General features: G+C 65.3%; 12 protein-coding genes. 4 read left to right on the top strand and 8 right to left on the bottom strand.

The window, feature by feature from the left end; all coding sequences use genetic code 11:
- Window positions 1-2 precede the first annotated feature (2 nt).
- A complete protein-coding gene (locus DES43_RS09630; protein WP_035027744.1) occupies window positions 3-1,115 on the top strand; it encodes an ABC transporter permease in 1,113 nt (370 codons plus the stop codon).
- 7 nt (window positions 1,116-1,122) lie between these two features.
- Here DES43_RS09630 and DES43_RS09625 read toward each other — a convergent pair whose 3' ends face one another.
- Window positions 1,123-2,124, bottom strand: coding sequence for a 4-hydroxyproline epimerase (locus tag DES43_RS09625; protein WP_035027741.1), 1,002 nt, complete (start codon window positions 2,122-2,124; stop codon window positions 1,123-1,125).
- A 3-nt stretch (window positions 2,125-2,127) separates the two neighbouring features.
- Window positions 2,128-3,366, bottom strand: coding sequence for an NAD(P)/FAD-dependent oxidoreductase (locus tag DES43_RS09620; protein ID WP_133675045.1), 1,239 nt, complete (start codon window positions 3,364-3,366; stop codon window positions 2,128-2,130).
- 119 nt (window positions 3,367-3,485) lie between these two features.
- Between DES43_RS09620 and DES43_RS09615 the strand changes: the two genes are divergently transcribed.
- Entirely contained in the window at window positions 3,486-4,523 is a 1,038-nt protein-coding gene (locus tag DES43_RS09615; RefSeq protein ID WP_035027738.1) for an Ldh family oxidoreductase, read from the top strand.
- A 70-nt stretch (window positions 4,524-4,593) separates the two neighbouring features.
- Here the strand turns inward: DES43_RS09615 and DES43_RS09610 are convergent, their stop codons facing one another.
- From DES43_RS09610 to DES43_RS09585, 6 genes are all read right to left on the bottom strand, one after another.
- Window positions 4,594-5,556 (bottom strand): dihydrodipicolinate synthase family protein, encoded by a 963-nt coding sequence (locus DES43_RS09610; protein WP_035027735.1) that lies wholly within the window; start codon window positions 5,554-5,556, stop codon window positions 4,594-4,596.
- Window positions 5,557-5,690: 134 nt separating this feature from the next.
- Complete coding sequence (locus DES43_RS09605; RefSeq protein ID WP_035027732.1) at window positions 5,691-6,395, bottom strand: GntR family transcriptional regulator; 705 nt, start codon at window positions 6,393-6,395, stop codon at window positions 5,691-5,693.
- Window positions 6,396-6,476: 81 nt separating this feature from the next.
- A complete protein-coding gene (nadC, locus tag DES43_RS09600; protein ID WP_035027729.1) occupies window positions 6,477-7,328 on the bottom strand; it encodes a carboxylating nicotinate-nucleotide diphosphorylase in 852 nt (283 codons plus the stop codon).
- Between the two features lie 2 nt (window positions 7,329-7,330).
- Entirely contained in the window at window positions 7,331-8,875 is a 1,545-nt protein-coding gene (locus DES43_RS09595; protein ID WP_133675056.1) for an L-aspartate oxidase, read from the bottom strand.
- Between the two features lie 8 nt (window positions 8,876-8,883).
- Window positions 8,884-9,861 carry a quinolinate synthase NadA gene (nadA, locus tag DES43_RS09590; protein ID WP_035027724.1) on the bottom strand — a complete coding sequence of 326 codons (978 nt, stop codon included), beginning with the start codon at window positions 9,859-9,861 and terminating at the stop codon, window positions 8,884-8,886.
- Window positions 9,862-9,925: 64 nt separating this feature from the next.
- Window positions 9,926-10,894 (bottom strand): NUDIX hydrolase, encoded by a 969-nt coding sequence (locus DES43_RS09585; RefSeq protein WP_035027721.1) that lies wholly within the window; start codon window positions 10,892-10,894, stop codon window positions 9,926-9,928.
- Window positions 10,895-11,237: 343 nt separating this feature from the next.
- On the opposite strand from DES43_RS09585, the gene DES43_RS09580 reads away from it, so the two are divergent.
- Both DES43_RS09580 and DES43_RS09575 read left to right on the top strand, forming a co-directional pair.
- A complete protein-coding gene (locus DES43_RS09580) occupies window positions 11,238-12,590 on the top strand; it encodes a purine-cytosine permease family protein (protein WP_051520619.1) in 1,353 nt (450 codons plus the stop codon).
- Between the two features lie 202 nt (window positions 12,591-12,792).
- Entirely contained in the window at window positions 12,793-13,752 is a 960-nt protein-coding gene (locus DES43_RS09575) for an AraC-like ligand-binding domain-containing protein (RefSeq protein WP_035027718.1), read from the top strand.
- The last annotated feature ends 15 nt before the right edge of the window (window positions 13,753-13,767 follow it).

Genomic DNA, 13,767 nt, shown 5'->3' with positions numbered 1-13,767 from the left:
CCATGCGTGTTGCCAACATCTATAATCTGGGTGTGAAGGAGCTGCGCGGTCTCGGTCGCGACAAGATGCTGCTGGCCCTGATCGTCTATGCCTTCACGGTCGCGATCTACACGGCGGTGACGGCCATGCCGGAAACCCTCAACCGCGCCGCCATCGCCATCGTCGACGAGGATCAGTCGCCGGTGTCGTCGCGCATCACGACAGCCTTCTATCCACCCTATTTCGTGGTGCCGAAGCTGATCGACCAGTCCGAGATGGACACGCGCATGGATGCGGGGCTCGACACTTTCGCGCTCGACATCCCGCCGAATTTCCAGCGCGACCTGCTGGCCGGGCACTCGCCGGCGATCCAGCTGAACATCGACGCCACCCGGGTCAGCCAGGCATTCACCGGCGGCACCTATGTGCAGTCGATCGTGTCCAGCGAGGTCAACGAATTCCTCGCCCGCCATCGCGGCGCGACGGAACTTCCCGTTGATCTGGCCATGCGCATGCGCTTCAACCCGCAGCTCAACAAGGGCTGGTTCGGTGCGCTGTCGAACGTGGTGTTTTCCATCACCATGCTCTCCATCGTGCTGACGGGCGCGGCGCTGATCCGCGAACGCGAGCACGGCACCATCGAACATCTTCTGGTCATGCCGGTGACGCCGGCCGAGATCATGATCAGCAAGGTGCTGTCGATGGGGCTCGTGGTGCTTGCCGCCTCGGCCGCCTCCATCGTCTTCGTGGTGCAGGGGCTGCTGCACGTTCCCATTCAGGGCTCTGTGGCGCTGTTCCTGTTCGGGGCCGCAGTGCATCTCTTCGCCACCACCTCGATGGGCATTTTCCTTGCCACCATGGCGGGCTCCATGCCCCAGTTCGGCCTGTTGCTGATGCTCATCCTGCTGCCGTTGCAGGTTCTGTCGGGCGGCCTCACGCCGCGCGAGAGCATGCCGCAGATCGTGCAGGACATCATGCTGGCCGCCCCCAACACGCACTTCGTCATACTGGCGCAGGGTGTGCTGTTCCGGGGGGCCGGCATAGACGTGGTGTGGCCGCAGATACTTGCGCTGTTTGCGATCGGTTCGGTGCTGTTCGTCCTCTCGCTGCGCCGCTTCCGCGATTACCTGCGATAGGGCAGGGCTACCTGACCACGAAGCCGTGGGCGAACGGGTCGCGGTCGTCGATGAAGATGGTGTTGTAGCCGGTCATCCGCGCCCAGCCGGCGACCGAGGGCACGATCGCGTCGCGCCCGCCCGCTCTGGCGGCCGCCTCCACCCGGCCCCGGAAAAGGGAACCGATGATGGATTCATGCACGAACTCGTCGCCCACCTTCAGCTTTCCCTTCGCGGCAAGCTGCGCCATGCGCGCCGAGGTGCCGGTGCCGCAGGGCGAGCGGTCGATGGCTTTCTCGCCATAGAACACGGCGTTTCGGGCATGAGCGCCTTCCACCGTGGGCCTGCCGGTCCACTGGATGTGGGACAGGCCGCGGATTTCCGGGTGCTCGGGATGGACGAACTCGTATCTGGCATTGAGGGCGGCGCGCAGCTTCGGCGACCAGCCCACGAGATCGCCGGCGGAATGGTCGGCCATGTCGCGAAAATTCTTCTGCGGTTCGACGATGGCGTAGAAATTGCCGCCATAGGCGACATCGACGACGATTTCGCCCAGACCCTCGACCTCTGCCGTCAGCCCCTCTGCATGGAGGAAAGCCGGCACATTGGTCAGCCGCACCTCCTCCACGAAGCGGCCTTCCTGGCGATAGGTGATGTCCACCTTGCCGGCCGGCGCGTCGATAGAAAGCCGGCCCGGTTCGCGCGGCGCGATCAGACCGTTCTCGATGCCCATGGTGATGGTGCCTATGGTGCCGTGGCCGCACATGGGCAGGCAACCCGACGTCTCGATGAACAGCACCGCAACATCGCAATCGGGGCGCGTCGGCGGATAGAGGATCGAGCCCGACATCATGTCGTGGCCGCGCGGCTCATACATCAGCCCGGTCCGGATCCAGTCGAACTCGCGCAGGAAGTGGGCGCGCTTTTCCAGCATGTTCGCGCCTTCCAGACGCGGGCCGCCGCCCGCGACAAGGCGCACCGGATTGCCGCAGGTGTGGCCGTCTATGCAGGAGAAGGTGTGTGTGGCCATGGGTCAGAACCTCCGGGGCGAGAAGGGAGAAAGATCGATTGCGGGTTTCCTGCCCGCCACCAGATCGGCGACGAGCCGCGCCGTGCCAACGGACTGGGTGAGCCCCAGATGGCCGTGGCCGAAGGCATACACCACGCGCGGCGTCTCACGGGCAACTCCGATGACCGGCAGGCTGTCGGGCAGGGAAGGGCGGAACCCCATCCATTCGGTGCCGCCCCGGGCATCGAGCCCGGGCAGGAAGGTTTTCGCTTTGCCCAGCATGGCGCGAGAGCGTCCGAAATTCGGCGGCAGGTCGAGTCCGCCCAGTTCCACCGCACCGCCGACACGGATGCCTGACGAAAGGCGGGTGATGACGAAACCGTGCCCGCCGAAAGTGATCTGCGTGCGCAGATCGAAGGCGCTGGCGGGCAGCGTGGTGTTGTAGCCGCGCTCGGTCTCGAGCGGAATGCGTTCGCCCAGAGTGCGGGCGATGCGGTGTGAAAAGGCTCCGGCAGCAAGCACCACATGGCCGGCGCGCAGCGTTGTGCCAGCCGTCACCTCGATGCCGTTTTCGACCGGCCTGAGCGCCCTGGCCTCTGCCTGATCGATACGCCCGCCGCCGGCAACGAAGCGTTCGGCCAGCGCCAGCGTGTAGAGTTTCGGATCGCTGATCGAATACCAGCCCGGCGTGAAGGTGCCATGCGTGAAGCGGGGTGCTATGCCGGGCTGGATTTCCGCCATTTCGCGCGCGTTCATATGATGAAAATCTATGCCGTGGCCGGCACGCGCCTGCCAGCCTGCAAGGGAAGCGCGAAACTCGGCCTCGCCTTCATAGACCTGCAAATTGCCGTCCTTGCGCAGCATCGGCAGCGTTCCCGTGCGCTCAAGGAAAGGCTCAAGCAGGGCTTTCGACAGATCCATCAGCGCGGTCTGCGCCGCCGTCGACTGCGCCACGCGATGCGGCGCACAGGCCCGCCAGAAGCGGAACATCCAGGGGGCGATCCGCAAGGCATAGGCGGGTGGCACCGAAAGCGGCCCGAGCGGATCGAGCAGCCATTTCGACGCCTTGCGCAATATTCCGGGGGAAGCGAGCGGCAATATGTCGGTGAAGGCGAAAGCCCCGGCATTGCCGGCGGAAGCGCCGGCGGCCGGTCCCTCGCGATCGAGGACGACAACACGCCGCCCTTCCGCCTGCAAGGCCAGCGCCGCCGAAAGGCCAATCACACCAGCGCCGATGACGATCACATCTGGCAGTGCGCTCAAGGCTGTGCTCCAGTGCCGGAAGGGCCTGCCCGCCCGGCAGCCCTTGGCTTGAAAGTTTGTCGGCTTTTTGAATACAATATGTATGCAAAATTGCAATTGAAAATGGAGAACACATTGCAATGAGTGAGACCGTCATCGTGAGCGTCGAGGCGCTGAGAAGCCGGGTCGCGGCGATCTTCCGCAAGGCAGGGCTTTCGTCCGATCATGCCGGGGCGCTGGCCGGAGTGATCGTCGCCGGCGAGCGGGACGGTTGCAAGTCGCACGGCATATACCGCATCGAAGGTTGCCTGCGCACCGTGAAGGCAGGCAAGGTCGCGCCCGATTCAAAGCCGGCATTGCAGGACGACGGCACGGCGGTGGTGCGGGTGGACGCCGGCGGCGGCTATTCGTGCGCGGCGTTCGAGCTGGGCGCGCCCGTTCTTGCCGCGCGCGCCAGGAGCCTCGGCATCGCCGCGCTCGTTATCAACGATTGCACTCATTTCTCCGCCCTGTGGCCGGAGGTTGAAAGGCTCACCGAGCTGGGCGTGGCGGCAATTGCCATGTGCCCGAGCTACGCCACGGTGGCACCGGCTGGCGGGAAGGATCCCCTGCTCGGCACCAACCCCTTCGCCTTCGGCTGGCCGCGCGGTGAAAACCGTTCGCCCTATGTGTTCGACTTCGCAACCAGCGTTGCCGCGCGCGGCGAGATCGAGCTGCACCGCCGCGAGGGCCGGCAATTGCCCGAGGGCTGGGCCGTGGACGCCAATGGCAAACCGACCACCGATCCGGAAGCCGCGCTCGCCGGTGCGATGCTGCCCTTCGGCGGGCACAAGGGCTCCGCCATCTCGACCATGATCGAATTGCTGGCGGGTGTGATGATCGGCGACTTCACCAGCAGCGAGGCGCTGGACTTCCTCGGCACCACCGCGCTCGCTCCGCGCCATGGCGAACTGATTATCGCCATGAGCCCCGAACGGTTCGCGGCCGGGCGGCCGGGAGATCCGCTGGCACGGGCAGAGGTGCTGTTCGAGGCCATCGTCGGACAGGGCGCGCGTCTGCCCTCGCAGCGCCGCTTCGCCGCACGGGAGCGGACTCTGGCGCAGGGCATTGCCCTTACCGCGGACGAAGCCGCGCAACTCGACAGGCTCGAGGCTCTTGGGCTGGACGCCATTTCCTGAGTTAATAAAGAAGCCCTCCATTGCGGAGGGCTTCTTTCTGTTCAGAAAAATTCCCGCGAAGACGCGGATTTCAGGCTGCGTATTTCTGCACCGCGCCGGACTGCTTCGACCATCCCGCATACCATGTGTCGAACAGTTTCAATTGCGCCTCGACAAAGCCGCGCTGGCTCTCGCTCAAGGTGTCGGTTTCGTTGAAATGCAGCCTGTATTCCGGGTTTCCCTTCAGCACCATCATATGCTTGAAATAAAGGACCAGATCGGGGCCTTCGTCATAGGCCGACAGCACGGCGAGCGCCTTCTCCAGTTCCTGCGCACGCTGGCGCGCCTCAACATCACCCTGAGCCGCCGCCCGGCACAGCGATACAAGATGCAGCACCTCGCGCGGCAACACGCAGCCGATCCCGGTGATGGCGCCAGTTGCGCCGCAATTCACGAAGCCGTGGAAGACACAGGTGTCGACGCCGACCATCAGCGTGACATCATCGGAGCCGCTTGTGATGTTTTCGGCCGCATAGGTCATGTCGGCCGCACCGCCGAATTCCTTGAAGCCCACAAGGTTCGGGTGCTCGGCGCGGAGTGCGAAAAACAGGTCGGCGCGGGTGGCGAAACCGTAATACGGGCTGTTGTAGATCACGGCCGGAAGGTCAGGCGCGGCAGACAGGATCGCCTTGAAATGGTTGCGCTGAGCCGTGACGGACGGGCCGCGCGACAACACGCGTGGGATGACCATCAGGCCCCTTGCACCCACCTTCTGCGCATGGGCGGCATGGGCCACGGCGCTGGCCGTGTTGACCGCCCCGGTGCCGACGATGACCGGCACGCCGGCGCTCACCAGGCGCTCCACGCCCTCCATGCGCTCCTCGTCGGTGAGCAGGGGCCAGTCGCCCATGGAGCCACAGTAGACGACAGCCGACATGCCGGCCGCGATCAGTTCCTTCCCCTTGCGCACAAGCGCATCGAAATCGGGCCTGCGGTCTTCGGTGCACGGGGTCATCAACGCCGGCATGCAGCCGGAAAAGATCTGCGCCTTCATGAGGGTTCTCCCATAAGCCGGATTGGCTGACCCCCATAATACCATTTGTATTTTATTTGTCGACAAGAAATTAAGGGCCAGGAAAATACCTCTGCCGGAACCGCCTCCTGCGATATGAGAAAGAAAGCCTTCGCCTACAGCGCTATGGGCTGGCGGCGGTCGCGGGCGATCAGGTCCTGGATCTGGCGCACGATCTGGTCGGCATGGGCGCTCGCCAGTCGGTCGGCCCCGGCCACATCGCGTGCTTCGATGGCAGCGATCATGTCGTCATGCTCTTCTACATAGCGGCGTGGCAGGTGGTCGCCGAAGGAGGAATAGTAGATGCGCAGGATGCGCCGCCCCTCGTCGAGCAGGCGACAGAACAGGCCCGTATAGTAGGGATTGCGGCCGGCTTCGGCGATTGCGGCGTGGAAATCGCGGTTGGTGGCGATCATGGCCAGCGCATCGTGCGCCTCCACGGCACGGCTGAACGCGGCCTGCCGGGCGCGGATGATCTCCAGATCCTCGTCGCTGCGGAATTCGGCGGCCAGACGCGTCGTCACGCGGTACATCAGCGTCAGCGCGTCGAAGAAAGTATGCAGGTTGAGGAAGTCGATGTTCGACACGACGGTCGAGCGGTTGGGCAGCGTCGTCACCAGCCCTTCGCCGGCAAGGCGCACCAGCGCCTCGCGGATCGGCGTGCGCGACATCGCAAGACGCTCGGCAAGCTGTACTTCGTCAATGGGGCTGCCAGGCGGCAGCACCAGATCGATGATATCGTCGCGCAGGATGTCGTAGACGAACTTCGCCCCTTCGCCACGCTTGCGCTCCGCCTGCGATGCCGCCGTCCTGTCGTTCATATCGATGCCTCGTTGTCGACAGGATGAATACAGTCTTCGCAAATGCGGATCAACTGCGTGTGTCGGATGGACGATCCGGCCCTATACCGCATCCAGCCCGATATCGAGGATCGGGGCGCTGTGCGTGAGCCATCCGATGGAGATCAGATCCACACCGGTGGCGGCAATGGCAGGAGCCGTCTGCGGCGTCACCCGGCCCGAAGCTTCGGTGAGCGCCCGCCCGCCGACCATGGAAACGGCCTCGGCCAGTTGCTCCACCGACATGTTGTCGAGGAGCACTGCATCGACACCTGCCGCAAGCGCGATCTCAAGCTGGGCAAGCGAATCCACTTCCACCTCGATGCGCACCATATGGCCCGTTCCCTCGCGCGCCCGCGCGATGGCCGTGCGAATATCCCCGGCAATCGCGATGTGGTTGTCTTTGATGAGCACGGCATCGTCGAGCCCGAAGCGGTGGTTGCTCCCACCGCCGGCACGCACCGCATATTTCTCCAGTGCACGCAGGCCGGGCGTCGTCTTGCGGGTGCAGACGATCCGCGCCTTGTGGCCGCGAACGGCCTGCACCACCGCGGCGGTAGCGGTGGCGATACCGCTCAGATGGCAGAGCAGGTTGAGCGCGGTACGCTCGGCGGTAAGCAGCGCGCGCGCCGGCCCCCGAACCGTGGCGATCACGCCGCCCGCCGCAACGGCGCTGCCGTCCGCATGCCCGATGTCCATCTCCACGCGCGGGTCGATGGTCGTGAACGCACAGGCCGCGATGTCCAGGCCGGCGACCACGCCATCCTGCCGCGCCGCCAGCGCCATGGTGGCGACGGCATCGGCAGGCACGATGGCATCCGTCGTGATGTCGCCGGCGCAGCCCAAATCCTCCAGCAGCGCAGCGCGCACCAGCGGCTCGCAGAGTATCCGGGGCAGGGTGGGCAGATGCGGCATGGTCAGGCGCTCCGGGCGAGTGGAAACTGTATGGCGGGGTCGGCGGCAGCGGAAAACGCTTGGTCGAGCGTCAGCAGCGAGGGACGCGCCTGCACCGCTTGCCCGGGAAAATCGGCACGAAAATGCGCGCCGCGGCTTTCCTCGCGCCGCCGTGCGGCCACAGCCATCATCAGCGCGACAAGGGCGGGGTCGGCGGCAGCCCCGCCTCCGGTTGCCAGCGGCGTCAGCATGGCGATGGCATGGCTCAACGTTTCACCATCGCGCACGATGCCGAGCGCTCTGGCCACGACAGGGCGAACGGCGGAAACATCCGGCGCGGGAGGCAGGACGGCGGCACGCGGCGAGATGCCTTCGCGGGGTGCTGCCGCGGCAATGCCTGCCGCCACATGACCGGCACTGACCATGGCCTCGGTCAGCGAATTGCTAGCCAGCCGGTTCGCGCCATGCAGGCCGGTGCGAGCCACCTCGCCGCAGGCCCACAGGCCCGGCACGGTGCTGCGCCCTTCCGCATCCACGGCGATGCCGCCCATATGGTAGTGCGCGGCGGGCCGCACCGGGATCGGCTGATGCGCCGGATCGATGCCCGCCTCGCGGCAAAGCCGGTCGATTGTCGGGAAGCGGCGTTCAAAGGAAGCGCCGAGGCTATGCCGGCCATCGAGAAAGGTTCCGTGGCCGGCGGCACGGTGCCGCCAGACGGCCCGCGCCACCACATCGCGCGGGGCAAGCTCGGCCCCCGGCGTGCCGGCAAGGAAACGGTCCCCGTTTTCATCCACCAGAGTGGCGCCTTCTCCGCGCACGGCCTCGCTGATCAGCGGCAGCGCTCCACCTGTGCCGGAGGCCAGCGCGGTCGGGTGGAACTGGACAAATTCCGGATCGGCGATCACCGCACCGGCACGGGCGGCAAGCGCGAGGCCCTGGCCGAACGAGCCGAGGGGGTTGGTCGTGTGAGGAAACAGGCCGCCCACGCCACCGGTCGCCAGCACGATGCGGCCGGTTGCAAGCAGCGCCGCGCCGGCGGGCCCGGCGACGAGCAGACCGGCAATGACGCCATCCTCGACGAGCAATCTGCGCACGTCCCAACCTTCCATCACCGTGATGGAAGGTGTGGCTCGCACCGCCGCCGAAAGCGCCCGCACCAGTTCGCGCCCCGTGGCGTCGCCGGCCGCATGCACGATGCGCCGGCGCGAATGCGCGGCTTCCAGCCCCAGCCGCAGCGAGCCATCCGTGGCGCTGTCGAAGGCGACACCCAGCCGTGCCAGCCTGTCGATCGCTTCCGGAGCGGCCTCGACCACGCGCCGCACCGCGCGTTCGTCGCACAGGCCGCCGCCGGCGGCCAGCGTGTCGGCGCAGTGCAGTTCGGGGCTGTCGTCTGTGGCAAGGCTCGCAGCCAGCCCGCCCTGCGCCAGAATCGAGGAAGAAAAGTCGCCCAGCGGCCCGCGCGACACCAGCACCACCGGCTCCGGAGCCAGAAGCGCCGTCATCAGGCCGGCGACGCCCGCCCCGACGATCACCGGACGCCCGCGCAGGTCGTGCATTTCCGGATCGATGGCTGCGCTCATACTTCGAGCATCCGCTCGACGGCGCGGCGCGCGCGGTCCGCTACCAGCGGATCGATCGTCACTTCGTGGCGGTTCTCCTCCAGCGCGGTGCGGATGTTGGCGAGCGTTATGCGCTTCATGTGCGGACACAGGTTGCACGGCCGCACGAACTCGACGTCGGGATGATCCACGGCGACATTGTCGCTCATCGAGCATTCGGTCATCAGCACCACGCTCGCCGGGCGGTGGCGCCTGACATAGTCGGACATCGCCGCCGTCGAGCCGGCAAAATCCGCCTCGGCCACCACCTCCGGCGGGCACTCCGGATGGGCGAGCACGGTGACGCCCGGATGCGCCTCGCGCAGCTCGCGAATATCGGCCGGGGTGAACCGATCATGCACCTCGCAATGTCCCTGCCAGGGAATGATCTCCACGTCCGTCTGGGCGGCGATGTTCTGCGCCAGATATTCGTCGGGCAGCAGCATCACCCTCGGCACGCCAAGCGATTCCACCACCGCCAGTGCATTGCCGGAGGTGCAGCAGATGTCGGATTCGGCCTTCACCGCCGCCGAGGTGTTGACATAGGTGACGACCGGCACGCCCGGATGACGCCGCCGCATCAGCCGCACATCTTCGGCGGTTATGGAATCGGCCAGCGAACAGCCTGCGCCGGAATCGGGGATGAGCACCGTCTTGCCCGGATTGAGCAGCTTGGCCGTCTCGGCCATGAAATGCACCCCCGCCAGCACGATGATCCCGGCATCCACCTCCATCGCCCTGCGGGCCAGCGCCAGACTGTCGCCAACGATATCGGCCACGCAGTGGAAGATTTCCGGCGTCTGATAATTGTGCGCCAGAATGACCGCATCGCGCTCCCGCTTGAGCTTCAGGATCGCCTCTACGTCCCCGGAGAAGGCAGGCCATTCCATGGGCGGAATAATCCGCTGAACCCGTTCATAAAGAGCCGAGGATGTCGGGAGCAGGGCGGCGGTCATATGCGTCTCCATTATGCTCTTGATGAGTATAATGGAGATATGCTTACTTGGAGTATAAGGGATGTCAAGAGCGCGTAAGCGGTAATTTCGTTCCGATGGCCTGCCGTTCGGCAAGCACCGCGTGGCGGAAGCGGAACAGCTTTGCCGGTCGTCCGCCCGTGTCGGCGGCCATTTCGCCGGTTTCCTCGACCAGTTCCTGTTGCTCGATGAGGCGGCGGAAATTCTGTTTGTGCACCAGCCGGCCCGCCAGCGCCTCCACCGTGCGCTGAAGCTGCAACAGCGTGAAGGCGGGAGCCATCAGTTCGAAGACCACCGGACGATATTTGATCTTGGAACGCAGCCGGGCAATTCCGGTGGCGAGTATCCGCCGATGATCGAGGACCATTGCCCGCCCCGGCACCGGGGCCACGCCCGCCTCCGGACGCCCCCGTCGCGACTCCGCCACCAGCCCCGCCTCGTAGAGCAGTTCGTAACGCTGGAGGACAAGCTCCTCGTTCCAGGGCCTGTCGTCGAAGCCGAATGCAACTGCGATGCGCTGGCCGCGCTCTGCGCGCAGGCTGTCGTCGCCGGCGCTCTGCGCCCATTGCCGCAGCGCCGGTCCGATGAGCTCGGTGACGAGGGGGGGCATTCCGGCGCGATGATCCTCCCACGGGAAATAATCATACCAGCTCCGCCATCGCCGTGCCGGTCCATCGGGCGCGCGCTCGTCGCGCGTAAGCGCAAGGTAGCTGATCGAGATGACGCGCTGCTGCGGCTCGTCGCCCACGCGGTCGCGGTCGGCGAAGGTGTAGAGCTGTTCGATATAGCCGAGCGGATGGCCGGTCTGCCGTTCCACCCATGCCCTCAGTCCCGATTGCAGAGAGCGGTGGCCCAGTTCGAACGGGCCGGATGGCAAGGTGTCCGCCTCGCCGATGGTCAGCGCGCAGGGCTCGCAGCCGTTCACCGCCGCGACGACGGCAATGAGGTCCACATGCACGTCCTGGGCCTTGCCGGCGTCCGGTGCATTCTTTTTTGTCGCTGCCTGCTGCTGCATGTCGTTCGGGCGTCCGGCCGTCCTTTCAGGGTTCTGGCACAGGGTGCTGCAAGATCGGTTCGCCGTCAGCGTGGCCCTTGTCGGCGCGCAGGTCAACGCCGGCCGGCACAAACGCCTGTGGGCATCGGCCCCGCCGTCATGACGGCCGTGCGCTGTCGCGCAAACAATCCTTCTCCCTCGGCAAAGACAAGCGCATCCGGGCGGCCTAGCTTTCCGGCTGCACGGTGCAAAAGACACCGGCAATCCGTTCCGCTTCCCGGAACGGAAAGTGTCAACGAGGCTCGGGAACGTCTCGGAAGCGCACATATCGCGACGAGGCTTCGCGCTGCGAGGGGAAAAACCCATGTCCGGAAAGATTTCGATGGAAGAGGTCGACGCGCTCGACTTCTCGACCACGGCTGTGCCGCCGAATGCGCGCATGCCGAAATTCGGCCTGACCATGGCCTGGTGGGCCGTGTGCAGTGCCCTGTTCTACATCGTCGTGGGCGCGGCGCTCGCGCTCGGCTTCGGCTCCAGGAACGCCATCATCGGCATGGTGCTGTCGGTGGTCGCCTATGCCGCGGTCAACGCGGTGCTGAGCCGCTATGCGATCAGGACCGGCCTGTCGGTCGCCCTGTTCTCGCGTGTGCTCTTCGGCAATGTCGGCGCCGGCATTGCCACGCTCATCTTCTGCGCCACGGCCATATACTACGCCGTGTTCGAAGGCTCGGTGATCGCGGTCGGCATCAACACGGTGTTTCCGTCCGTCGCCTATCCGGTCGCGGCGCTGATCGTGGTGCTCTACAGCGTGCCGCTGATCTTCGGCAGCATCCAGAACTGGCTCGACAAGTTCAACGGCGTGCTGCTGCCCTTCTACATCCTTGGCCTGATCGTCGCCGTGGCGCTGGCCATCGGCGAATATGGCTACAGCGACAAATGGCTCAGCCTCGGCCCGGAAGGCGGCGCGCCCGCCAATGGCTGGTGGTCCTGCTTCGTCGCCTATATGGGCGTATGGGTTCTGATGATGTTCACCTTCGACTATGCCCGCTTCGGCCGGCAGGAAGATGCGGACTACCACGCCTGGTTCAACTTCGGCACGCCCTTCTATCTGATGGTCTTCCTCGTCAGCGGCCTGTTCGGCATGTTCATGGTCGCCACCGTTCCGGATGTCGGCGCGACGGAAGTCTCCGTGCTGCTGGCGCTTCTCAAGCTGATGGGCATCTGGGGACTGGGATTCGTGTGGATCACCCAGACCCGCATCAACACCGCCAACTATTATCTGGCGGCGGTCAACATGGAGGCGCTGGTCGCGGCGTTCGGCAAGATGCCCTTCGGCCGCATCGGCTGGGCGATTGCCGTCGGCGCCATCGTCTATGTGCTGATGCTGGCCGATGTCTTCGCCTACCTGCTTCAGGCGCTGGCCTATCAGGGCATATTCGTCGTCGCATGGGTGGCTGTCGCGATGGCCCATATTCTCAGCGACCGCTATGACCGCCTGTCCGGCGGCACCGTGGAGTACAGGTCCGAACAGGTGCCGGCCTTCAACCCGCTCGGTCTCACCGCATGGTTCGGGGCGGCTGCCATCGGCATCCTGCTCCACGTCACGGGCGGAAGCTATGCGGATTTCTCCGCTCCGGCCACGGCAGTCGTCGCTTTCGCAATCTACGCGGCGGGTCTTCGCAGCGCAAAGCGATCCTGGTTCTTTGCCGCAGGATGACAACGTCCCGCACCTGCCGGTTCAGGCCGGCGGGTGCGCCCGCGCACAACACTGGGTGCACGCAGATGCAAGACTCGGCAGCATGTCGAAACTAGCGTATTCATATGACGAGACTATTGCAGGAGACGATAGCTCGAGGTTCCGGGGAAATTCGTTCGACGGCGGCGCGACACTGCGCCTGACCACGGAATGGGAGGTTCGAATGGACATCAGATATTCCACCGCCGATGCCAGTCCTGCCGAGCGCAAGCGTTACTGGAACGAAGCCGTATCGCAGACCTATTTCTCGCTCGACCTGACGTTCAGGAACGAGCCGCGTTTCGACGGCTCCCTCAACAACTGGAACCTTGGCACGCTGTCGCTGTCGCGGCTGGCATCGGACGGCCTGCTCTACCGCCGCCACAAACACCATCTGCTGCACGAGCGCGACGAGAGCTACCTGATAACCGTTCCGGAACGCGCCGATGTGCATTTCCTTCAGGATGGCCGCGAGGCGCATTGCAAGCCCGGCCAGATCCTGGTCGAGCGCAGCCATCTCCCCTACGATTTCTCCTATGCCGATGCCAATGCGCTGTGGGTGCTGAAGGTGCCCGGCAATGTGCTGCGCTCGCGCGTCGTGTTGCCGGAGCGGCTGGCATCCCTGAGCTTCGACGCCACCTGCGGGGCCGGCGCGCTGTTCGTCGACATGATGCGTCTGGTCGCCGCGCGACTGGAGGAGATGGACGATCAGGCGCGCACCATGTCGGGCCGCCATCTGGTCGACATGCTGGCCATGGCGGTTTCCGCCGACGAGAAGATGCTCAACCCGAACGCCTCTTCCGTGCAGATGGCGCATCTGCACCGGGTAGAGAATTTCATCCGGCTCAATCTGGCCTCGCCCTCGCTCAATCCGCAAGCGATTGCCGACGCCTGCGGCATTTCCGTTCGCTACCTGCACCAGCTCTTCACCGGGCTCGGCCGCTCGGTCAGCGAATGGGTGAAGTTGCAGCGGCTTTTGATGTGCAGGCAGATGCTGTGCGATCCCGTCTGCCGGAAGAAGGTATCGGAAATCGCCTATGAATGGGGTTTCAGCGATCAGGCCCAGTTCAGCCGCCTCTATCGCGCCGAGTTCGGCGAAACGCCCAGCGGCACCAGAGAGCGAAGCCGCATGAAATCGCCCTGACACACAGTGCCGGCG

This window comes from Aquamicrobium defluvii (genome assembly GCF_004363725.1).
GTDB classification, from domain to species: Bacteria; Pseudomonadota; Alphaproteobacteria; order Rhizobiales; family Rhizobiaceae; genus Mesorhizobium; species Mesorhizobium defluvii.
The sequence above is the reverse complement of the archived record's forward strand: the minus strand, read 5'-3'. Positions and strand labels throughout refer to the sequence as shown.

Coding starts and splice junctions, on each gene's coding strand:
- DES43_RS09615 (WP_035027738.1), top strand. CDS start 3,486: ATGAGTGAGACCGTCATCGTGAGCGTCGAGGCGCTGAGAAGCCGGGTC.
- DES43_RS09585 (WP_035027721.1), bottom strand. CDS start 10,894: ATGCAGCAGCAGGCAGCGACAAAAAAGAATGCACCGGACGCCGGCAAG.
- nadC (WP_035027729.1), bottom strand. CDS start 7,328: ATGCCGCATCTGCCCACCCTGCCCCGGATACTCTGCGAGCCGCTGGTG.
- nadA (WP_035027724.1), bottom strand. CDS start 9,861: ATGACCGCCGCCCTGCTCCCGACATCCTCGGCTCTTTATGAACGGGTT.
- DES43_RS09575 (WP_035027718.1), top strand. CDS start 12,793: ATGGACATCAGATATTCCACCGCCGATGCCAGTCCTGCCGAGCGCAAG.
- DES43_RS09630 (WP_035027744.1), top strand. CDS start 3: ATGCGTGTTGCCAACATCTATAATCTGGGTGTGAAGGAGCTGCGCGGT.
- DES43_RS09580 (WP_051520619.1), top strand. CDS start 11,238: ATGTCCGGAAAGATTTCGATGGAAGAGGTCGACGCGCTCGACTTCTCG.
- DES43_RS09610 (WP_035027735.1), bottom strand. CDS start 5,556: ATGAAGGCGCAGATCTTTTCCGGCTGCATGCCGGCGTTGATGACCCCG.
- DES43_RS09625 (WP_035027741.1), bottom strand. CDS start 2,124: ATGGCCACACACACCTTCTCCTGCATAGACGGCCACACCTGCGGCAAT.
- DES43_RS09605 (WP_035027732.1), bottom strand. CDS start 6,395: ATGAACGACAGGACGGCGGCATCGCAGGCGGAGCGCAAGCGTGGCGAA.